This window comes from Pseudomonas asplenii (assembly GCF_001293465.1).
GTDB classification, from domain to species: Bacteria; Pseudomonadota; Gammaproteobacteria; order Pseudomonadales; family Pseudomonadaceae; genus Aquipseudomonas; species Aquipseudomonas fuscovaginae_B.
The window spans coordinates 166,785-188,773 of sequence record NZ_JSYZ01000009.1; the positions used below are offsets into that span (position 1 = coordinate 166,785).

Sequence of the window (21,989 nt, forward strand, 5' to 3'; positions counted from 1 at the left end):
TTGGCCGGACAAGCTTGTGCACCAAGGACTTTTTTATGCGTTGGGTGTTGCCCCTTTTTTTCCTGATCTTCGCCAGCCTGGCCCAGGCCGGCAACGATCCGTTCGCGGTGAAAAAGCCGGAGTTCCCCCCGGCCAATCAGGTTTTCGTCTTCAATTCGGAGAAATTGGCCTCCGGTCAGACCCGCCTGTACTGGCAGATCAGCGAGGGTTACTACCTGTATCAGAAGCGCCTGAAATTCGACGGCCTGGACCCGGGGCACCGCCCCGCGCTGCCCGAGGCCCTGGCGCACAGCGATGAATTCTTTGGCGACCAGCCGGTGTATCGCACCGAACTGGAAGTGCTGATCCCGGCCGATGCCCGTGGCAAGGTCAACGTCGGCTGGCAGGGTTGCGCCGATGCCGGGCTGTGTTACCCGCCCCAGACCCAGGTGGTCGATCTCGGCGACCTGGCGACAACACCACAGAAAGCGGCAACGTCCAGCCAGCCGGCACAAGCCCGGGACCAGTCCCTGGCCAGCAGCCTGAGCCAGCAGACGCTGGGCTGGAGCCTGCTGGCCTTCTTCGGCCTCGGCCTGCTGCTGGCCTTTACCCCCTGCACCCTGCCGATGTTGCCGATTCTCGCCGGCATCGTGGTCGGCAGCGGCGCCAGCCCACGGCGCGGTTTCGCCCTCGCCGGCAGCTATGTGCTGAGCATGGCGCTGGTCTACGCCGGCCTGGGCGTGCTCGCCGCGCTGCTCGGCGGCAACCTGCAGGCCTTCCTGCAACAGCCCTGGTTGCTGGGCAGCTTTGCCACCCTGTTCGTGGTGCTGGCCTTGCCGATGTTCGGTTTCTTCGAACTGCAGTTGCCCGGGGCCGTGCGCGACCGCCTGGAACGCGCCGGCCAGGGTCGTCGCGGTGGCAGCCTGGTCGGTGCCGGGATCATCGGCGCGCTGTCGGCGCTGCTGGTCGGTCCGTGCATGACCGCGCCGCTGGCCGGCGCCCTGCTGTACATCGCCCAGAGCGGCAACGTGCTGCTCGGCGGCCTGGTGCTGTTCAGCCTGGGCATCGGCATGGGCCTGCCACTGTTGCTGCTGGTGACCGTGGGCAATCGCTTTCTGCCCAAGCCGGGACTGTGGATGGACCGGGTCAAGGCGCTGTTCGGCTTCCTGTTCCTCGGCACCGCGATCGTGATGATTCGGCCGGTGGTGCACGAATCGCTGTGGCTCGGCCTGTGGGGTGCATTGGCGCTGGTGGTGGCCCGCTCGCTCTGGGTACTGGCACGGCAGCCCGGGCGCCTGGCGCTGTCGGCTGCCTGCCTCAGCCTGCTGCTGGGCCTGTGGGGCAGCCTGCTGGTGATCGGCGCCGCCGGTGGCGGCACTGACCTGTGGCGTCCGCTGCAGGTCTACACCGGGGGTAGCGGCCAGAGCGCGGTGAACCCTGCCAGCTTCGTCACCGTCAGCGAGCCGGCCGCGCTGCAGCGTGAACTGGACGCGGCCAAGGCCGGCGGTCGGTGGACGCTGGTGGATTACTACGCCGACTGGTGCGTGTCGTGCAAGGTCATGGAGAAACAGGTGTTCGGCAAGCCCGAGGTGATCGCGGCCCTGCGCGATGTGCACCTGGTGCGCCTGGACGTGACCCACGACAACGCCGCCAGCCAGGCACTGCTGGGCCGCTTCGAAGTGCCCGGCCCGCCGACCCTGTTGTGGATCGCCCCCGATGGCAGCGAGCGCCGGGCCAGCCGCATCACCGGCGAAATCGACGCCGGCGGTTTCCTGCAGAACTGGAATAGCACACGGGATGCCCGCTAATGCTGACCCTGACCCTCGGAACCTTCGCCCTGTCGATCAACCATCTGCTGTTGCTGCTGGCCCTCGCCCTGGCGACGCTGGTTGGCTGGTGGGTGGCCAAACGCGGTGGCGACAACCCGGAGTCGGTGCTGTTCAGCCTGTTCATCCTGGGCCTGCTGGCTGCCCGTGGCAGTTTCGTGATCGCCTACTGGAGCTACTTCCGCAACGATCCGCTGCAGGTCCTCGATATCCGTGACGGCGGTTTCCTGCCCTGGCCCGGCCTGCTGGCGATCGTGCTCGGCGCCGTGGCGTGGGCCTGGCGCCGGCCGGCGCTGCGCAAGCCGCTGGGCTTCGGCCTGGGTAGCGGCCTGGCGTTCTGGCTGCTGGCGAGCTTCTCCACGACATTCTACGAGCAAGGCTCCCGCCTGCCGGCCATTACCCTGCTCAATGCCGACGGCCAGACGGTGCGTTTGAGCGACTACCAGGGCGGGCCGCTGGTGATCAACCTCTGGGCCACCTGGTGCCCACCCTGCCGCCGGGAAATGCCGGTATTGCAAAAGGCCCAGCGCGAGCGCCAGGACGTGACCTTCCTGTTCGTCAACCAGGCCGAGAGCATGCAAAGCGTAACCACCTTCCTCATGACCCAGGGCCTGAACCTCGACAACGTGCTGTTCGATGGCACCGGCCAACTGGCACAAAGCGTCGGTTCCATGGCCCTGCCCACCACCCTCATGTACAACGCCGAAGGCCAACTGCTCGGCAGCCACCTGGGCGAATTGTCCGAGGCCAGCCTGGCACGCGCCCTGGAGAACTTCGGTCCGCCACACCCCAACAAGGCCGTTCCGGCCACAGCAAGGAACCCGCTATGCCCTTCCACCGCCATCTGCTGAACCTGACCCTGGGCAGCGCCATCGGCGCCCTGCTGCTGCAGGCGCCCGTCCGGGCCGAGGAACTGCCCGCGCCGATCAGGAGCATTGAAGCCAAGGGCGCCAAAATCGTCGGCAGCTTCGATGCACCCGCCGGCCTGCGCGGCTATGCCGCCCAGTACCAGAACCGTGGCATGGCCCTGTACCTGACGGCCGATGGCAAGCATGTGATCGCCGGCAACCTGTATGACGCCGACGGCAAGGACCTGAGCCAGGCGCCGCTGCAGAAACTGGTGTACGGGCCGATGTCCAGGCAGGTCTGGGGCCAGATGGAAAAGAGCAACTGGATCGAGGACGGCAAGAAGGATGCACCGCGCATCGTCTATCTGTTCAGCGACCCGAACTGCCCCTACTGCAACATGTTCTGGGAGCAGGCCCGGCCCTGGGTCGAGTCCGGCAAGGTGCAGTTGCGGCACATCATGGTCGGAATCATCCGTGAAGACAGCCCGGCCAAGGCGGCCGCGCTGTTCGCCGCCAAGGACCCGCAACAGGCCCTGCACGACCATGAGAAGGCCGGCAAGGGCAGTTCGCTCAAGCCGCTGGCGAAGATTCCGGCAGATATCCAGGCCAAGCTCGATGCCAACACGAAGCTGATGGATGAGCTGGAATTGTCGGCCACGCCGTCGATCTTCTACCTCGACGCCAATGGCGACCTGCAACAGCAACAGGGCGCGCCGTCGCCGGACAAGCTGGTGAAGATTCTCGGGCCGAAGTAACCCTGCCGGCGATATCGGCCACGACCCCACACCTGTAGGAGCAGGGCTTGCCCGCGAAGCTTTTGGCAGCCTCGAGGGCCCTTTCGCGGGCAAGCCACGCTCCTACAGGCACGCGGGGTGCCCGAACCCGTAGTATCGATCGTTCGGGAATGCAGCCAGTTGACGCTCCCACGCAGAGCATGGGAGCGATCGGCAAGTGTCTCAGGGTTTTACAACCCCTCCAGCTCCGCCATCAGGTCGCTCAGCCGATCGACCTTCTCCTCGCTGATCCCATCGGCCTGCAAACCGTCGATATAGCCGGCCAACTCCTCCACCGTGCTGCACTCGAACATCGCCCGCAACGGCACATTGCGCTGCAGGGTCTTTTGCACCCGCGACGCGATCTGCGTGGCCAGCAGCGAATGCCCGCCCAGCTCGAAGAAGTTGTCCCGCACACCGACCCGTTCGACCTTCAGCACCTCGGCCCAGATCGCCGCCAGCGTCTGCTCCAGCTCGTTGCGCGGTGCCAGGTAGTCCAGGCCCTGCAACTGGCCGATCTCCAGCGCCGGCAACAACCTGCGGTCGAGCTTGCCGTTGGCGTTGAGCGGCAGGCGCTCCAACCATAGCCAGTGCAGCGGCACCATGTATTCCGGCAGTTCGGCGCGCAGGCGCTGCCGGATCCGGTCCAGGCAGTCGGCCTGGCCCAGCGCCGAGTCGGTCGCCACCAGGTAGCCGACCAGATGCTTGCCGTTGACGCCCTCCTGGACACCCACCGCCGCTTCGCGAACTTCCGGCTGCTCGCGCAGACGCGCCTCGATTTCCCCCAGCTCGATCCGATAACCACGGATCTTCACCTGATGGTCGATCCGGCCGACGTACTCCAGCACGCCATCGCTACGCCGACGTGCCAGGTCGCCGGTGCGGTACAGCCGCTCGCCCGGCGCACCGAACGGGTTCGGGATGAACGCCTGGGCCGTGCGCAGCGGATCGCCGACATAACCGCGACCGACACCGGTGCCGGCCACGCACAACTCACCCACCGCCCCCAGCGGTACCAGTTCATCGGCACCGTCGAGCAGGTACAGGCGGTTGTTGTCGGTCGGCGTGCCGATCGGCAGGTAGCTGCCACGGGTCGAGGCCAGATCGACGCGGAAGAACGCCACGTCGTCCGAACACTCCGCCGGGCCGTAGGCATTGACCAGCCCGACCTGTGGATAACGCAGCAGCCACTGGTGCGCCAGTTCCGGCGGCATCGCTTCGCCGGTCGGCAGCATCCAGCGCAGGCCGTCGAGGCTGATGTGGTCCAGGGCCAGCATGCCCTGGATCAGTGACGGCACGCTTTCCAGCACGGTGATCCGTTGCTGCCGGACATGCTCGAGCAACCCTTGCGGATCATGGGCAATCGCATTCGGCACGATGTCCACCCGCGCCCCGAACAGCGGTGCGGCGAGGAACTGCCAGACCGAGATGTCGAAACTCTGCGAAGCGGTCTGGGCAATCACGTCCGACGGGGCCAGTTGCAGGTACGGCACCTTGCTCAACTGGTTGTTGAGCATGCCACGCTGCTCGACCATCACGCCCTTGGGCAGGCCGGTCGAACCCGAGGTGTAGATCACGTAGGCGAGGTTGTCCGGCCCACTGTGGATGCCCGGGTTGACCAGCGGGTACGCACCCTGCTGCACGTCTTCCCAGACCAGCAGTCGTGGCCGTTCGCCGTTCAGTTCCTGTAGCAGCGCCTCGGCCTGTGCACGGCAGGCTGCCGTACAGACCAGCAACGGCGTGCGGCTCAGCCCGATGATCCGGCTCAGGCGCTGGCTCGGCAGGCCCGGGTCCAGCGGCAGGTAGCCGGCGCCGGCCTTGAAGCTGCCGACGATCATTCCCAGCAGATCCAGACCGCGCTCGGCCAGCAGCGCCACCGGCTGGTCGACCACGACCCCGGCGGCCACCAGGGCATGGCCCAGGCGGTTGGCGGCCTGGTTCAACTGCTCGTAGCTGAGCTGCCGGTCGAGACAGGTCGCGGCAATGCGTTGCGGGTGCGCGGCGACCTGCGCCTCGAACAACGCCACATAGCTGTGCTCCAACGGGTACTCACGGGCACTCTGGTTGCAACCCTCGAGCAGGAACTCGCGCTCCTCGGCCCCCACCAGCGGCAACTCGTCCATGTCGCCATGGAAACCCTCCACCAGCGCCAGCAGCAGGCGCTTGAACTCGCCCAGCAGGCGTTCGACGCTTTCGGCTTCGAAGTAACGCTGGTCGTAGGACAGGTGCAGCCCCAGGTCGTCGCCCGGGTAGCAGACCGCGGTCAACGGGAAGTTGGTGTGGGTACGCCCCGAGTCCGAGGTGGCGTTGAGGCTCTGCGCCCGGTCCAGCACCGAGACTTCCACCGGCGCGTTCTCGAACACGAACAGGCTGTCGAACAGCGGCTGGCCCTTGGGCAGCTCGCTCTGCTCCTGGATGGTCACCAGCGGCAGGTACTCGTACTCGCGCAACTCCATGTTGCGCTCCAGCAGTCCGTGCAACCAGTCGCGCACGCTGCAGCCGGCACCCTCCTCCGGCAACTTCACCCGCAGCGCGATGCTGTTGATGAACAGGCCGACGGTGCGCTGCATCTGCGGCATCTCCACCGGACGCCCGGCCACGGTGACGCCGAACAGTACGTCGCGATCGCCGCTGAACCGGCGCAGGACCAGGGCCCAGGCCGCCTGGGCGAAGGTGTTGACTGTCAACTGGTGCTGCTGCGCCAGTTCCCGCAGGCGCGCACCGTCACGCGGGTCGAGACGGGTGTAGCGGTCGCCCACCACCATGCCGCCGCTGTCGCCGGCGTGTTCACGCAGGAACGGTCGGTCGCTCGGGATCGGGGTGGCACGCTCGAAGCCCTGCAGGTTGCCTTTCCACCAGCGCCGGGCCTCGGCCAGGTCGCGGCGCTGCAGCCAGCCGATGTAGTCGCGGTAGCGCGGCGGCGGTGCCAACTGCGCTTCACGACCTTCGCCCAGGGCGGTATAGATCTCGAAGAAGTCGTTCATCAGCAGCGAACGGCACCAGGCATCGATCAGGATATGGTGGTTGCTCATCATGAACCAGTAGCGCGCCTCCCCGACCTTGATCAGGCGCAGGTGGAACGGCGCCTCGCGCAGCAGATCGAAACCGGCCTCGCGTTCGGTCTTGAGCAGATGTTGCAGACGAGGTTCCTGTTGCTCCTCGGCCTCGGCACTCCAGTCCAGGTATTCGAACGGCGTGCCGCCGGGCTTGTGGATAACCTGCAGCATGTCCTCGCCGACGTTCCAGCAGAACGACGCACGCAAGGCTTCATGGCGGGCGATCACCGCCTGCCAGGCCTGGGCGAAACGCTGCGGGTCGAGTTCGCTGTTGATCCGGTAGCGGTCCTGCATGTAGTACAGGCCGGTCCCCGGCTCCAGCAGGGTGTGCAGCAGCAGGCCTTCCTGCATCGGCGTCAGCGGGTAGACGTCCTCGATCTGCGCGGCGGCCACCGGCAGCGTATCCAACTGCGCCTGGGTCAGGCGGGCCAGCGGGAAGTCGGACGGAGTCAGGCCGCCGGCGTCGTCGCGCAGGCAGTGTTCGACCAGGCTGCCCAGTTCGCCCAGGTAGGCCTCGGCCAGTTCGGCGATGGTCGTATTGTCGAAGCGCTCGCGGCTGAAGGTCCAGCGCAGCACCAGCTCACCGCCGTAGACCTGGCTGTCGATGCTCAGTTCGTTGGGCAGGGGTGCCTCGGCGCCATGGGCTTCGCCCGCCGACTCTTCCAGCGGCCGGAACAGCGCCTCGTCGCCAAAACTCTGGTCGAACTGTCCCAGGTAGTTGAAAGTGACTGGCGCCAGCGGCAGGCTCGCCATCGCCTCACGCAGCGACGGCTCGGCCAGGTAGCGTAGCACGCCGTAGCCCAGGCCCTTGTGCGGCACGCCGCGCAGTTGCTCCTTGATCGCCTTGATCGAGTCGCCCTGCCCGGCCGCTTCCTCGATGTTCAGCGGCGTCAGGCGCACCGGGTAGGCGCTGGTGAACCAGCCGACGGTGCGGGTCAGATCGATCTCGTCGAACAGGGTCTCGCGGCCGTGGCCTTCCAGTTGTACCAGGGCCGACGGCTGGCCGGTCCAGCGGCAGATCACCCGCGCCAGGGCGGTCAGCAGCAGGTCGTTGACCTGGGTACGGTAGGCGCTCGGTGCCTGTTGCAGCAGGGCCCGGGTGCGCGTCGCATCGAGACGCACGCTGACGGTTTCGGCATGTCGATTCTGCCGGCCGCCCTCAGGGCGTTCGCACGGCAGGTCGAGGGCCGGACCGGCCAATTGCGCCTGCCACAGCGCCAACTCCTCACGCAGCGATTCACTGCCGGCATAAGCCTGCAGGCGGTTCGCCCAGTCGCGCAGGGAGCTGGTTTTCGCCGGCAGTTGCACCGCTTCGCCAGCCAGTACCTGGCGGTAGGCGTTCTGCAGGTCTTCCAGCAGCACGCGCCAGGACACACCGTCGACCACCAGGTGGTGAATCGCCAGGAGCAGACGTTGCTTGCCCTGCGGGCCATCCACCAGCAACGCGCGCAGCAGCGGCCCGTGTTGCAGATCGAGACTGCGTTGCACCTCAGTGAACAGTGCCGTGCACTGACTCAGCGCCGTGACCTGCACCTGTTGCAGCAGAGTGGCCTGGTCCGGCACGCGGTATTCGGCACGCCATTGGCCCGCCTCGACGGTGAAGCCCAGGCGCAGCGCGTCATGATGCTCCAGCAGGGCCGCCAGGGCCTGCTCCAGGGCACGGGGTTCGAGGGCACGGACCGGCTCCAGCACCAGCGCCTGGTTCCAGTGCTGGCGTTCGGGGATGTCGCTGTCGAGGAACCAGTGCTGGATCGGCGTCAGGCTCGACTCGCCGCCGAGCAGGCCCTGTTCGGCCGTGATGCGCTCGCTGTAGGTCGCCACCGCCGCCAGGCTTTGCACGGTCTGGTGCTGGAACAGATCGCGTGGGCTGAAGTGAATGCCCAGTTGCCGCGCACGGCTGACCACCTGGATCGACAGGATCGAGTCGCCGCCCAGTTCGAAGAAGTTGTCGTTCAGGCCGACCTGGCCGACGTTCAGCACCTCGCGCCAGATGCCGGCCAGGTGTTGCTCCAGCTCGTTGCTCGGCGCCACGTACTGCTGGCGGTTCAGCTCGGGGTCCGGTGCTGGCAGTGCCCGACGGTCGAGCTTGCCGTTGGCGGTCAGCGGCATGCTTTCCAGCAGGATCAGGTGCGTCGGCACCATGTAGTCCGGCAACTGGCTCTTGAGGTGCGCCTTGAGCGCTTCGCGCAATTGCAGTTGCCGTGCGTCGTCCTGCGCCGCGACATCGCTGACCAGGTAGGCGGCCAGTTGCTTGCCGCCAGGCGCATCCAGCGCCAGCACCACGGTTTCACGAATCGCGTCATGCTCCAGCAAGCGGTTCTCGATTTCCCCCAGTTCGATCCGGAAACCACGGATCTTCACCTGGTGGTCGATCCGGCCCATGTATTCCACCAGGCCATCGGCCCGCTGGCGCACCAGGTCACCGGTGCGATACAGGCGCGCGCCCTCGGCACCGAACGGATCGGCGACGAAACGCTCGGCGGTGATCGCCGGACGCTGGTGATAACCGACGGCCAGGCCGGCCCCGCCCACATACAGTTCACCGGTGGCCCCCTGCGGGACCAGGGCCAGGTCGGCGTCGAGGATGTACGCCACCCGCGCACCGACCACCGTACCGATCGGCACGCTGCCCGCGCCCTCTTCCAACTGCTGCGGTGCCAGACTGGCCAGTGGCATGACCACGGTCTCGGTCGGCCCGTAGGCGTTGAAAAACAGGCTCGGCTGGAACGCCGCGCGAATGCGTTGCAGGTGTTCGCCGGTCAGCGCCTCGCCGCCGGTGATGCACATGCGTACCGGCAGGATCTGCCCCTGGGTCGCCAGCCACTGGGCCAGTTGGCTGCCGTAGCTCGGGGTGAAACCGAGGATGTTGACCTGCTGCTGGCGGATCAGTTGGCAGATTTCCTCGGCGTCCCACTGGCCCTGGGCCCGCAGCACCACCCGGGCGCCACTGAGCAGCGGCACCAGCAGGCGCTCGGTGGCGGCGTCGAAGTTGATCGAATAGAAATGCAGTTCGCAGTCGTCCGGTTGCATGTCGAAACGACGGATCACCGCCTGGCAGTGCATGGCGATTTCGCCATGGGATACCACCACGCCCTTGGGCTTGCCGGTGGAGCCGGAGGTGTAGATCAGGTAGGCCTGGTGCTGCGGCAGGCTGATGAACGGTGGTTCCTCGGCGGGATAGCCGGCCAACGCCGGGCCATCCTGCTCCAGGCACCACTGCGCGACACCGGCCGGCAGCGGCCCCAGGGCCTCCAGCAGCTCACGGTGGCTCAACAGCAGGCCGACGCCGCTGTCCGCGATCATGTAGTGCAGGCGGTCCAGCGGGTATTCCGGGTCCAGCGGCACATAGGCGCCACCGGCCTTGAGGATCGCCAGCAGGCCGACCACCATCTCCAGCGAGCGCTCCAGCGCCAGGCCGACCCGCACCTGTGGGCCTACGCCCTGCTCACGCAGGCGCCAGGCCAGGCGGTTGGCCTGGGCATTGAGCTCGGCATAGCTGAGGGTCTGGCCGGCAAAAGTCAGTGCCGGCGCGTCGGGACGAGCCTCGGCCTGTTGCCGGAACAACTGATGGATGCACTGGTCGAGCCGCTGCTCGCCGGCTTCCGCCCCCAGGCTGGCGAACAGCGCCTGCTGCTCGTCGGCCTGCAACAGCGGCAACTCGCTCAGGCGCTGCTGCGGGTCACCGATCAGCGCCTCCAGCAGGTTGCGCCAGTGGGCGGCCATGCGGGCAATGCGCGGCTCGTCGAACAGGTCGGTGCTGTAGGTCAGGCAGCAGCCCAGGCGATGGTCGAGGTCGGTGACTTCCAGGTTGAGGTCGAACTTGGTCGCGCGGGCATCGTTGACCAGGTACTCGACGCGCATCTCGCCCAGGGTCCGGCTCTGCTGGAACTCCCAGCGCTGGACGTTGCACATCACCTGGAACAGCGGGTTGTAGGCGGCACTGCGCGGCGGCTGCAGGGCCTCCACCAGGTGGTCGAACGGCAGGTCCTGGTGGGACTGGCCTTCGATCACGGTGTGCCGGACCTGTTCGAGCAACTCGCCGACGCTCATCTGCCCGTCGAGCTGGCAGCGCAGCACCTGGGTGTTGAGGAAGGCGCCGATCAGCCCTTCGCTTTCCGGACGGATGCGGTTGGCCACCGGCGCGCCGATGCGCAGGTCAGTCTGGCCGCTGTAGCGGTAGAGCAGCACCGACAGCGCAGCGGTCATGGTCATGAACAGGGTCAGCCCCTGCTGCGTGTTGAAGGCACGTACCCGGGCGGCCAGCTCGTCGCTGAGGTCGAAGCGGTACAGCTCGCCACGGTGGCTTTGCACGGGCGGCCGTGGGCGGTCGCTCGGCAGTTCGAGCAGCGGGTGTTCGTTGCCCAGTTGCGCAGTCCAGTAGTCCAGCTGACGCTGGCGCTCGCCGGACTCCAGCCACTGCCGTTGCCAGACGCTGTAGTCCAGGTACTGCACCGGCAACGGTGGCAGCGGCGACGGGCGTTGGTCGATGAAGGCCTCGTAGAGCGCGCTCAGTTCACGGGCGAAGATGTCCATCGCCCAGCCTTCGGTGACGATATGGTGCAGGGTCAGGACGAAGTAGTGCTCCTGCTCTGCGGCCTTGACCAGGCAGGCCCGCAGCAGCGGCCCGGTCTCCAGGTTGAACGGCTGGTGCGCCTCGCTGTCGGCCAGCTGTTGCAGGCGTTGCTCACGCGCTTCACGGTCGAGGGTGGAGAAGTCCTTCCAGGCCAGGCGTACCGCGGTTTCGGCCGAAACCTGCTGGTGGGCCACACCGTTGCGGCTCGGGAAGGTGGTGCGCAGGGTTTCATGGCGCTGGATCAGCGCCTGCAACGCGGCCTCGAAGCAGGCAACATTGAGCACGCCGGTGAAGCGCGCCATGCCGCCAACGTTGTAGGCCGGGCTGTCCGGCTCCATCTGCCAGAGGAACCACATGCGTTGCTGGGAGTAGGACAGCGGCACCGTCTGGCTGCGATCGACCAGGCCGATGGCCGCCTGCTGGTTGCGGCGGCCGGATGCCTGGAGCTGTTGCACCTGCTCGGCGAACGCGCCCAACTCCGGTGCCTCGAACAGCACCCGCAGCGGCAGCTCGACATCGCAGGCCTGGCGGGTACGGGAAATGATCTGGGTGGCCAGTAGCGAATGACCGCCAAGGGCAAAAAAATCGTCGCCCAGACCGACCTGCGGCTGGCCCAGCACTTCGCGCCAGATCGCAGCGATCTGCTGCTGCAGCGCAGTCACCGGTTCGATGTGTTCGCGCACCTGCCACTGCGGTTCCGGCAGGGCCTTGCGGTCCAGCTTGCCGCTGGGGCTCAGGGGCATTTCATCCAGGCGCAGCAGTTGCGCCGGCACCATGTACTCCGGCAGTTCGGCGGCCAGGGCAGCCTTGAGCGCAGCACTCTGCTGCTGTTCAGCCACCCTGCTGCCCGGGCTGGTGTAGTAGCCGATCAGTTGGGCACCGGCCAGCGTGTCGCGTACCAGCACCACGGCCTGGGTCACGCCTTCCAGCGCCAGCAGGCGCGCCTCGATTTCCTCGGGCTCGACACGGAAACCGCGCAGCTTGACCTGCTGGTCGAGGCGGCCGAGGTATTCCAGCACGCCATCGGCGGCCCAGCGCGCGCGGTCGCCGGTGCGGTACAGGCGTTCGCCGGCAGCGCCCAGCGGGTCGGCGACGAAACGCTCGGCGGTCAGCCCGGCGCGACCCAGGTAGCCACGGGCCAGGCCGATCCCGCCGATGCACAGTTCTCCCGGCACACCGTTGGGCAGCGGATTCAGTTCGGCATCGAGCACCCGGCAGGTCACGTTGCCCAGCGGCCGGCCGATCGGCGAACGCTCGCCATCGCTCGCCTGGCAGTGCCAGTGAGTGACGTTGATCGCGGTTTCGGTCGGGCCATAGCGGTTGTGCAGTTGAACCTGTGGCAACTGCTCCAGTACCCGGTTGCGCAGCTCGGCCGGCAGCGCCTCGCCACCGCAGAACAGCCGGCGCAGGCTGGCGCACCGGGCCACCTGCGGCTCGTTGATGAACAGTTGCAGCAGCGGCGGCACGAAGTGCAGCGTGGTTACGCCGAAGGTCTGCACCAGTTGCGCGATGCGATAGGGATCGCGATGTTCGCCCGGGCCGGCGATGACCAGTTGGCAACCGGTGATCAGCGGCCAGAAGCACTCCCAGACCGAGACGTCGAAACTGATCGGCGCCTTCTGCATCAGCACGTCGCCGGCGTCCAGGGCGTAGGTCGCCTGCATCCATTGCAGGCGCTCGGCCAATGCCGCGTGGGTATTGCCGACGCCCTTGGGCTGGCCGGTGGAACCGGAGGTGTAGATCACGTAGGCGAGGTTGTCGCCGTGCAGGTGCAGGCCCGGCGCCTGGCTCGGCCAGTTGTCGAGCTTGAGCAGGTCCATCGCCACCGCGCTGACACCCGCCGCCACCGGCAGGCTGTCAAGCAGGTGGCTCTGGGTCAGCAGCAGTTCGGCGCCGCTGTCGACGAGCATGTAGGCCAGGCGCTCGCGCGGGTAGTCCGGGTCCAGCGGCACATAGGCTCCGCCGGCCTTGATGATCGCCAGCAGGCCGATCAGCAGTTGCGGCGAACGCTCGGCGGCGATGGCCACCCGCACATCCGGGCCGACGCCCTTGTCGCGAAGGTAGTGGGCCAGCCGGTTGGCCTGGGCATGCAGTTCGGCGAAGTCGAGGCGGCCTCCGTCCCAGACCAGGGCGGTACGCTGCGGGGTCAGTTGTGCCTGGCGGTTGAGCAGTTCCGGCAGCCACTCGCCGGCCGGGGTGCAGGGAGCGACACCCCACGCGGCCTGCTGCTCACGCTCAGTGGCGGTCAACAGTTGCAGGTCACCGATAGCCTGCTCCGGCTGGCGGGTGACCTGTTGCAGCAGGCTGACAAAATGCTCGGCCAGACGGGCGATGGTCGCCTCGTCGAACAACTCGTCGGCGTAGTCGAAGGCCAGGCTCAGGCGGCCGCTGCGATCTTCCTCGCTGTGCAGTTGCAGGTCGAACTTGGCTTCGCGGCTGTGCCACGGCAACTCGTCGGCGAGCAGCCCCGGCAACCGACGCAAGGCGCCCAGGTCGCGCTGCTGGTGGTTGAACATGACCTGGAACAGGCCCTGCTCGCGCGCCTCGGGGAAGGCTTCGAGCAGTTGCTCGAACGGCAGGTCCTGGTTGGCCTGGGCGTCGAGGGTGGCCTGGCGGGTCTGCGCCAGCAGTTCGACGAACGGCAACCGCGCCTCCAGCCCGGCGCGCAGTACCAGGGTATTGATGAAGAAACCGATCAGGCCCTGGGTTTCCAGGCGCGGACGGTTGGCGCTCGGCACACCGATGCGGATGTCGCGCTGGCCGCTGTAGCGGAACAGCAGGCTCTGGAACGCCGACAGCAGCAGCATGAACGGCGTCGACTCGCAGGCCTGGGCGGTCTGGCGCACCGCCGCGCTGAGGGCGGCATCCAGGCGCAGGTTCAGGCGCGCTGCACTGTGACGCTTCTGTGCCGAACGCGGGTGGTCGGTAGCCAGGTCGAGGCGCGGCAACTCACCGTCCAGTTGCTCTTTCCAGTACGCCAGTTGCCGCCGGCTTTCGCCCTGGGCCAGCCACTGGCGCTGCCAACTGCCATAGTCGGCGTATTGCAACGGCAACGGGGCCAGTTCGGCCACCTGGCCCTGGGCAGCGGCCGCGTACAGTCGGGCAAATTCGTCAATCAGGATATTCAGCGACCAGCCGTCGGCGATGATGTGGTGCATCGTCACCAGCAACTGGTGCTCCTGGTCGTCCAGGCGAACCAGGGTCACCCACAACAGCGGGCCCTTCTCCAGGTCGAATTGGGTACGCGCCGCATCCTCGCGGATCTGCCGGGCGCGGGCCTCGCGCTGGTCCGTCGGCAGGTCGCCGAGGTCGATCAGTTGCAGGTCGAACGCGGCGCTGGCGTCGATGCGCTGCATGGCCTGGCCATCGCGCTCGTAGAAGCGGGTACGCAGGGATTCATGGCGCTCGATCAGGCGTTCGAAGCTGTTGCGCAGCGCCGCCTCATCCAGCTCGCCACGCAGGCGCAGGGCACCGGGAATGGTGTAGGCGCTGCTCTGCGGGTCCAGTTGCCAGAGGAACCACAGGCGGTTCTGCGCCAGGGACTGCGGCAGCTCCTGGCTGCGCGACAGTTGCACGATGGTACCTTGGGCCGCGCCGCCATCCTGTTGCTGGCGGGCCACCTGGGCGGCAAAGGCCCCCAGGGTCGGCGCCTCGAACAGCAGGCGCAGGTTCAGCTCGATGCCCAGCGCTTCACGCAGGCGAGCGACCACCTGGGTGGCGAGGATCGAGTTGCCGCCCAGCAGGAAGAAATGGTCGTCGGCCGCGACCTTGTCCACTTGCAGCTGTTCCTGCCAGATCCGCCCGATGAGCGCCTGCAGCTCATCGACCACGGTCTCGGAAACTTCATCCGACGCAGCAGTCTGGTCGGGAAACAGTGCGTAGCTGTCGAGGCTGCCGTCAGCCAGCCGGTTGCGGCAGGCCGAACGCTGTAGCTTGCCACTGGAGGTTTTCGGCAAGGCGCCCGGATTGAGCAGGACCACCACACTCGGCGCTTCCTGGTAGGCCTCGGCCACCGCCTGACGGATGAGCTTGATCAACGCGTCGGCGGGCAGGATCTTCTGCACGCTGCGGCTGATTTCCGCGGCGATGCCGATGCCGTCCTGGCCATCGCGGGTCACGGCAAAGGCGGCGACGCGGCCCTTGCGCACCACGTCCACCTCACGTTCGATGGTCTGCTCGATGTCCTGCGGGTACAGGTTGTGCCCACGCACGATCAGCATGTCCTTCAGGCGTCCGGTGATGAACAGCTCGCCCTCGCGCATGAAGCCAAGGTCACCGGTGCGCAGCCAGGTCCGCCCCTCGTGCTGGACGAAGGTCTTGGCCGAGGCCTCGGGGTTGCGCCAGTAGCCGTGGGCGATACTCGGGCCGGCGGCCCAGACTTCGCCGACGGCGTTTTCGCCGAGCACCTGCAGGCTGGCCGGTTCGACCACCCGCACCGCATGCTCGGGCTGGCTGGTGCCGCAACTCATGATCGGGCTGCCATCGCCCGGCTGCGCACGGTTCTGCGCCAGCGCCGCTTCATCGACCCGCAGCGCGGGAATGCCCTGGCCACGCTGGCCACCGGCGACGAACAGGGTGGCTTCGGCCAGGCCGTAGGAAGCGAAGTAGCTCTGCTCGCTGAAACCACAGGGGGCGAACTTCTCGGCGAAACGCTCCAGGGTATCGAGGCGGATCGGCTCGGACCCGGAATAGGCCACCCGCCAGCCGCTGAGGTCGAGCCGCGCCAGCGCGGTTTCGCTGACCCGCTCGCTGCACAGGCGGTAGGCGAAGTCCGGGCCGCCGCTGATGGTGCCGCCGTATTCACTGATCGCCTCCAGCCAGCGCAGCGGTCGACCGAGGAAGTAGGCCGGCGACATCAATACGCACGGCACGCCGCTGAAGATCGGCTGCAGCAGCCCGCCAATCAGGCCCATGTCGTGATACAGCGGCAGCCAGCTGACGATCACGTCGTCGGGATTGAGGTCGATGCCGAAGCCATGGCGGATCAGCACCTCGTTGGCGACCAGGTTGCCGTGGCTGACCTGCACGCCCTTGGGCATCGCGGTGGAACCGGAGGTGTACTGCAGGAAAGCGATGTCGTCCGGCTGCACGCCGGCGTCACGCCAGTTGTCGGCCAGCGCGCTGTCGAGGGTGTCGACGCACAGCAGTCGCGGCGCATCGGCGGCCGACAGCTCGTCCATCTGCAGCAACGGTTCGCGCAGGTCGGCGCTGGTCAGCACCAGGCGCGGCTCGGCATCGGCGATGATCGACAGCAGCCGCTCCTGGTGATGACGACGGCTCGACTCCGGCGGATAGGCCGGCACGGCGATCACTCCGGCGTACAGGCAACCGAAGAACGCCGCGACATAGTCCGGGCCGCTGGGAAACAACAGGACCGCCCGATCCCCCAGTTGCGCATTGGCCTGCAGGGCGGCGGCGATGGTCCGTGCCCGCAGGTCGAGGTCGCGGTAACTGAGGACCGCGCCCTGCTCCTTGTCTTCGGCGAGAAACCGCAGCGCCAGTCGGTCCGGGGTCTGCAGTGCACGGCGCTGAAGGGCCTGGGCCAGGGTGTTGGGGAGTTCGAACGCGTCAATCATGGGGATTCCTGCCTGGAGTCGGCCAGGCTCTGTACGAAATGTATCTGCGCTCACCCAGGCTGCGTTGAAAACCGGCTCGGAGTGTTCATTGACTCCAGTCAATTGCGCTCGCCGGTTTTCGCCTTGCCTGGCCTTCACTCGAAAACATTTCCCACAGGCCCTAGCAAATGGGATTCGTGGAAAAGGCTGCGCCCGCGGCGCAGCAGGGGCGTCAGCTGGCGGCCTGGGCCAACTGGCGGGCCGCACTGTTGCGCCAGCGCGACAGGTGCCCATCGGCATAGCGGCGCAAGTGACGCAACAGGGCGGTTTCCTGATCGATCAGGTAGAAGTGGTGCCCCTCGAACATGTCCAGGGAAAAACCGGTGGTGGTTTCCACCTGCCAGTCGAGCAGTTCGTCGGTCCGCACACTGTCCTGCCTGCCGCCGAACACGTGGATCGGCATCGCCAGCGGTTCGCGGGTGCCGTACCGGAAACTGCCGCACAACAGGAAGTCGGCGCGCAGGATCGGCAGCATCAGTTGCATCAGGTCGTGGTTGGCCAGCGTCTCTTCGGTCGTCCCCTTGAGCTCGCGCAAGCGCGCCATCAGTTGCTCGTCGGTCCTGGCCTGGGCGTATTCGCTGACATCGCGCCGCGAGGGCCCGGCCGTGGCCGAAGTGAACAGCGCCAGTGGCGCCGGCAACCCACGTGAACGCAGCACGTGAGCCAGTTCGAAGGCCAGCAGGCCGCCCAGGCTATGGCCGAACAACGCATAGGGACCCTCCAGTTCCGCGGCGATTTCATCCGCCAACTGGTTGGCCAGCCGGACGATGTCGCTCTGCAGCGGTTCGTTCATGCGCATGCCGCGACCGGGCAACTCCAGCGGCCGTATCTGCAGCCACTGCGGCATATGACGGCGCCAGCGGCTGTAGACCATGGCACTGGCGCCGGAATAAGGCAGACAGAACAGGCGAAGGCTCAGGGAGGTGCTCATGCCCAGCCACCGTTGCGATTAACCATTGCGCCCTCCTCACGGGTCTCGATCCTTGACCGGGTCGCTCGCCCGGCCTGTCAACTGAGAACGGATGGCAATGGCAAATAATTAGTCCCCGGCGTTGCGCCGACGACGAGTACGTCAGGGCCGAAAAGGTGCGTCATGATCCAGTAACGCACTACGAGGCATCATTAGTTCTACTTCTCAATTGACAATCATTATCATTAAGCATAATTTGTCGCTCGATGTGTAGCCAGACGCCTACAGGCGCTCGGCCTACGACCTATTCGAAACAAGGTGATTTCCATGACGGAACAAGTATCCACAAGCAGGTGTGATTCACCGTTACTCCAGGCGTTTGTCGACAACCGCCTGATTCTGGTCAAGATCGCCGCGCGCATCACCGGCTGCCGGTCGCGCGCCGAAGACGTGGTACAGGACGCGTTTTTCCGCCTGCAGTCGGCACCGCAGATCACGTCGTCGTTCAAGGCCCAGCTCAGCTACCTGTTCCAGATCGTGCGCAACCTGGCGATCGACCACTATCGCAAGCAGGCTCTGGAACTGAAGTATGCAGGCCCGGAAGAGGAAGGCTTGAACGTGGTCATCCACGGTGCTTCGCCAGAAACCTCGCACATCAACTTCTCGACGCTGGAACACATCGCCGACGCGCTGACCGAGCTGCCGCAGCGCACCCGCTACGCGTTCGAGATGTATCGCCTGCACGGCGTGCCGCAGAAGGACATCGCCAAGGAACTGGGCGTCTCGCCAACCCTGGTGAACTTCATGATTCGCGATGCGCTGGTGCATTGCCGCAAGGTCTCGGCCCACCGCAGCGACCACCTCGCCCGGCGCTGACCCGCGCCACCACGGCCCGGGAGTCCCACCTCATCAGAGGTGGCGATTGACCGCATTGGTCGTGGGCATCACCTCGATCCGATAGGGCTGGAAGATCTTCAGCAACTCCCCATTGCCGCGCAGGCGTTCCAGCAACTGGCTGAACGCCTCTCCACTGATCGGCGCCTTCGGCCGCAACAACGCATAGTGGTGGTAGACCTGATCGATCCGGTCGGAAATCAGCAACTCCTTGGCCGTGCCCGGATTGCGGCTCAGGTAGTCGAACAGATACGAGCGCGTCACCAGTGCGATGTCCGCGCGCCCGCGCAACACCATCAACAGGTTGCTGTCGTGCGAGTAGGTCAACGTCGCATTGTAGGTCTCGGCCAGGTACTTGGGATCGGCATTGAACTGCGCGAACTCGTAGTGATAGCCACTGAACAACGCCAGCCGCTTGCCCTTGAGATCGGCGAAATAGCCCTGGCCGCGATCCGGCCTGCGCTGGGCGACGAACACCTCGGCATCCTCCAGCCCCATGTCGACATTGACATGGGCGATGTCCTTCCAGCCCCACTCCGGATTCTCGAAGATCGCCATGTCGGTGCGGCCATCCTCGAAATCGCGAAAGCGCCGGGGAATCGAGGTCGGCACCAGCACGAAGTGATAGTCACTCTGCAGGGCATTGAGGGCTTCGGCCAGAAGTGGCAGCGCGCCAGTATCGACGCCCTGCTCAGGTCGAATGGTATAGGGAGGGAAGTGGGCGGCGCCGATCCTGACTTCCTGCGCCGCCGAGACCGGCTGGACCATCAGCAAGCCCAGCGCCAACCCTAGAACCCGGAACGCCGTCCGTACTGGCGAAAGCTTCAAGACCAACCACCTCGGATAAATATCGTTGTTATCACTAAGCTAGGCGCTTTTGTTCACTTAGACAACTTCACGCCGGTGAATTAATCACTTGCACAACACGCACTTAGCTGTCCTTGAGAATCAATGCCAAGGCCTCATCGGCCAGCTGGTCCAGGGTCAGGCTGCCCTGGGGGCGAAACCAGGTGGTGGTCCAGGACAGGGCGCCGGTCAGAAAGCGCCGGACAATGAACACATCACCCTTGATATAGCCGGCATCGCGGGCCTCGCCGAGCACCTGCAGCCAGATCTGCTCATAGATATCGCGCAGCGCCAGGACCTTGGCCTGGGCCAGCGGCGAGAGTGAGCGCCACTCGTAGACCAGCACCGCCATGGCCTCGCCGGTACCGCCCATGATCGACTGCAACTCGCAGCGGATCAGCGCCAGGACCCGCTCGCGCACGGTGTCGGCCTCGGCCAGGGACGCCCGCATCAGCGCGGTGTTGTAGAGGATGGTTTCCTCCATCACCGCCCGCAGGATCTCGTCCTTGCTCTTGAAGTGATGAAAGATGCTGCCGGACTGGATACCGATGGCACTGGCCAGATCACGCACCGTGGTGCGCTCGTAACCCTTGTTGCGAAACAGATGCGCGGCGGTTTGCAGCAGCTTGCCACGGGCGCTGTCCGGATCGGTCAGTTGCCCCGCCTGCACCAGATCCCCCATGACCTGCTGGGCTTGTTGCTCGTTCACGGCATTCTCCTCAATTCTGGTACACGCCCGGAAACCGGGAGGTTGCGCGCGCAATTTAAGCCGACAGAGGCGCCCAAGCAAGCGCTTGGGGCAAACTGGCGAACGGGGTTTACAAACCAAGCGCTTGCTTGGTAGCCTCGTTCCAACTCTTGCGGAGATCGTGCGAATGAACAGGACGGTTCGTGTCGGTTGTGCCAGTGCCTTCTGGGGCGATACCTCCACCGCCGCGCGGCCGCTGGTGGAGCACGGCAGGCTGGACTACCTGGTGTTCGACTACCTGGCGGAGATCACCATGTCGATCCTGGCCGGGGCACGCATGAAGGATCCCCAGGCCGGTTACGCCACGGACTTCGTCGAGGTGCTCGAACCGCTGCTCGGGGATATCGCCCGACAGGGGATCCGCGTCATCAGCAACGCTGGCGGGGTCAACCCGCAGGCCTGCGCCGCCGCGTTGCAGCAGGCCTGCGACAAGGCCGGTGTGCCCTTGAAGATCGCCGTGCTGCTGGGTGACGACCTGCAAACGAAATCCCGGCAACTGGCCGCCGATGGCATCACCGAAATGTTCAGCGGCGCGCCCCTGCCAGCGATGTGCGTCTCCATCAACGCCTACCTGGGCGCACCGGGCATCGTCGAGGCCCTGCGCCTGGGCGCGGACATCGTGATCACCGGACGGGTGGTGGACAGCGCAGTGGTCAGCGCGGCTCTGGTGCATGAATTCGGCTGGGCCTGGGACGACTACGACAAGCTGGCCCAGGCGGCGCTGGCCGGGCATATCATCGAATGCGGCGCCCAATGTACCGGCGGCAACTTCACCGACTGGCGCGACGTGCCGGACTACGAACATATCGGTTTCCCGATCGTCGAGGTTGGTGCCGATGGCGACTTTCTGGTGAGCAAGCCGGAGGGCTCCGGCGGACTGGTTTCACCGCTGAGCGTCGGCGAGCAACTGCTGTACGAAATCGGCGACCCACGGGCCTACCGGCTGCCGGATGTGATCTGCGACTTCACCCGGGTGAGCCTGGTCCAGCGGGCCGAGAACGTCGTCGCCGTACAGGGTGCCAGGGGCCTGCCGCCCACCGGGCAGTACAAGGTCAGCGCCACCTGGGCCGATGGTTTCCGCTGCACCGCCAGTTGCCTGATCGCCGGCATCGATGCCGTGGACAAGGCCCGCCGCGTCAGCCAGGCAATCATCGACAAGACCTCGCAGATGTTCCAGCTACGCGGTTGGGCCCCCTACAGCGAGGTGAACATCGAACTGCTGGGCAGCGAGGCCAGCTACGGCCCCCATGGCCGACGCCAGGACAGCCGCGAAGTGGTGATCAAGCTCGCCGTGCGCCATCCGAGCAAGCAGGCGCTGATCCTGTTCTCCCGGGAAATCGCCCAGGCTGCCACGGGCATGGCGCCGGGCCTGACCGGGATCGTCGGTGGCCGGCCGACGGTGTACCCGCTGATCCGGCTGTTTTCGTTCCTGGTCGACAAGCAGATCTGCGAGCTGGGCGTGCGTATCGGTGAACAGACGCACCCGTGCGCCCTGCCCGTGCTGCCGGCCTTCGAGCCGTCCGGAATTGCCGAAGATCTCCCGCCGCCCCTGCCGCAAGGCCCGGCCGAGACCAGCGTGCCACTGGTCCGGCTGGCGGTGGCCCGCTCCGGCGACAAGGGCAATCACAGCAACATCGGCGTCATGGCCCGGCGCCCGGAATACCTGCCGTGGATTGCCGCGGCGCTGACCCCGGCCGCGGTCGTCGACTGGATGGGCCACGTGCTCGACCCTCTGCTCGGGCGCGTCGAACGCTGGTACCTGCCCGGCAGCCACAGCCTGAATTTCCTCCTGGAAAACGCCCTGGGCGGTGGCGGAGTCGCCAGCCTGCGCATCGACCCGCAGGGCAAGGCCTTTGCCCAGCAACTGCTGGAATACCCGATCGCCGTACCGCAACAGCTTGCCGACCAACTTGCCTGAGGG

Annotated in this window: 9 protein-coding genes; 5 read left to right on the forward strand and 4 right to left on the reverse strand. The window is 66.4% G+C overall.

Annotated features, from left to right (window positions below):
• Positions 1-35: 35 nt before the first annotated feature.
• Genes dsbD through dsbG form a run of 3 tightly spaced genes read left to right on the forward strand, consistent with a single transcriptional unit; the run spans position 36 to position 3,408 of the window.
• The gene (gene dsbD / locus PF66_RS12555; RefSeq protein WP_054062869.1) at positions 36-1,787 is read left to right on the forward strand and encodes a protein-disulfide reductase DsbD; all 1,752 of its coding nucleotides are present in this window, start codon (positions 36-38) and stop codon (positions 1,785-1,787) included.
• Positions 1,787-2,656 carry a TlpA disulfide reductase family protein gene (locus PF66_RS12560; protein WP_054062870.1) on the forward strand — a complete coding sequence of 290 codons (870 nt, stop codon included), beginning with the start codon at positions 1,787-1,789 and terminating at the stop codon, positions 2,654-2,656. The genes dsbD and PF66_RS12560 overlap by 1 nt, the downstream gene beginning before the upstream one ends.
• Complete coding sequence (dsbG, locus tag PF66_RS12565) at positions 2,632-3,408, forward strand: thiol:disulfide interchange protein DsbG (RefSeq protein WP_054062871.1); 777 nt, start codon at positions 2,632-2,634, stop codon at positions 3,406-3,408. Before PF66_RS12560 ends, dsbG begins: the two co-directional genes overlap by 25 nt.
• A gap of 209 nt (positions 3,409-3,617) precedes the next feature.
• Here dsbG and PF66_RS12570 read toward each other — a convergent pair whose 3' ends face one another.
• Both PF66_RS12570 and PF66_RS12575 read right to left on the reverse strand, forming a co-directional pair.
• Entirely contained in the window at positions 3,618-16,631 is a 13,014-nt protein-coding gene (locus tag PF66_RS12570; protein WP_054062872.1) for a non-ribosomal peptide synthetase, read from the reverse strand.
• A 211-nt stretch (positions 16,632-16,842) separates the two neighbouring features.
• On the reverse strand, positions 16,843-17,601 hold the full coding sequence (locus PF66_RS12575; RefSeq protein ID WP_054062873.1) for a thioesterase II family protein: 759 nt from the start codon (positions 17,599-17,601) through the stop codon (positions 16,843-16,845).
• A 306-nt stretch (positions 17,602-17,907) separates the two neighbouring features.
• Here PF66_RS12575 and PF66_RS12580 point away from each other — a divergent pair, with 306 nt between their 5' ends.
• A complete protein-coding gene (locus PF66_RS12580) occupies positions 17,908-18,456 on the forward strand; it encodes an RNA polymerase factor sigma-70 (RefSeq protein ID WP_054057587.1) in 549 nt (182 codons plus the stop codon).
• 33 nt (positions 18,457-18,489) lie between these two features.
• On the opposite strand, the gene PF66_RS12585 is transcribed toward PF66_RS12580, so the two are convergent.
• Positions 18,490-19,242, reverse strand: a complete 753-nt coding sequence (locus PF66_RS12585; protein ID WP_192842677.1) for a substrate-binding periplasmic protein — start codon at positions 19,240-19,242, stop codon at positions 18,490-18,492.
• Positions 19,243-19,405: 163 nt separating this feature from the next.
• Complete coding sequence (locus tag PF66_RS12590; RefSeq protein WP_054057585.1) at positions 19,406-20,029, reverse strand: TetR/AcrR family transcriptional regulator; 624 nt, start codon at positions 20,027-20,029, stop codon at positions 19,406-19,408.
• A gap of 166 nt (positions 20,030-20,195) precedes the next feature.
• Here PF66_RS12590 and PF66_RS12595 point away from each other — a divergent pair, with 166 nt between their 5' ends.
• Entirely contained in the window at positions 20,196-21,986 is a 1,791-nt protein-coding gene (locus PF66_RS12595) for an acyclic terpene utilization AtuA family protein (RefSeq protein WP_054062874.1), read from the forward strand.
• The last annotated feature ends 3 nt before the right edge of the window (positions 21,987-21,989 follow it).

Bases quoted from the DNA above. Each gene is read 5' to 3' on its own strand.
- dsbD (WP_054062869.1), top strand. From the start codon at position 36: ATGCGTTGGGTGTTGCCCCTTTTTTTCCTGATCTTCGCCAGCCTGGCC.
- PF66_RS12560 (WP_054062870.1), top strand. From the start codon at position 1,787: ATGCTGACCCTGACCCTCGGAACCTTCGCCCTGTCGATCAACCATCTG.
- dsbG (WP_054062871.1), top strand. From the start codon at position 2,632: ATGCCCTTCCACCGCCATCTGCTGAACCTGACCCTGGGCAGCGCCATC.
- PF66_RS12570 (WP_054062872.1), bottom strand. From the start codon at position 16,631: ATGATTGACGCGTTCGAACTCCCCAACACCCTGGCCCAGGCCCTTCAG.
- PF66_RS12575 (WP_054062873.1), bottom strand. From the start codon at position 17,601: ATGAGCACCTCCCTGAGCCTTCGCCTGTTCTGTCTGCCTTATTCCGGC.
- PF66_RS12580 (WP_054057587.1), top strand. From the start codon at position 17,908: ATGACGGAACAAGTATCCACAAGCAGGTGTGATTCACCGTTACTCCAG.
- PF66_RS12585 (WP_192842677.1), bottom strand. From the start codon at position 19,242: ATGGTCCAGCCGGTCTCGGCGGCGCAGGAAGTCAGGATCGGCGCCGCC.
- PF66_RS12595 (WP_054062874.1), top strand. From the start codon at position 20,196: ATGAACAGGACGGTTCGTGTCGGTTGTGCCAGTGCCTTCTGGGGCGAT.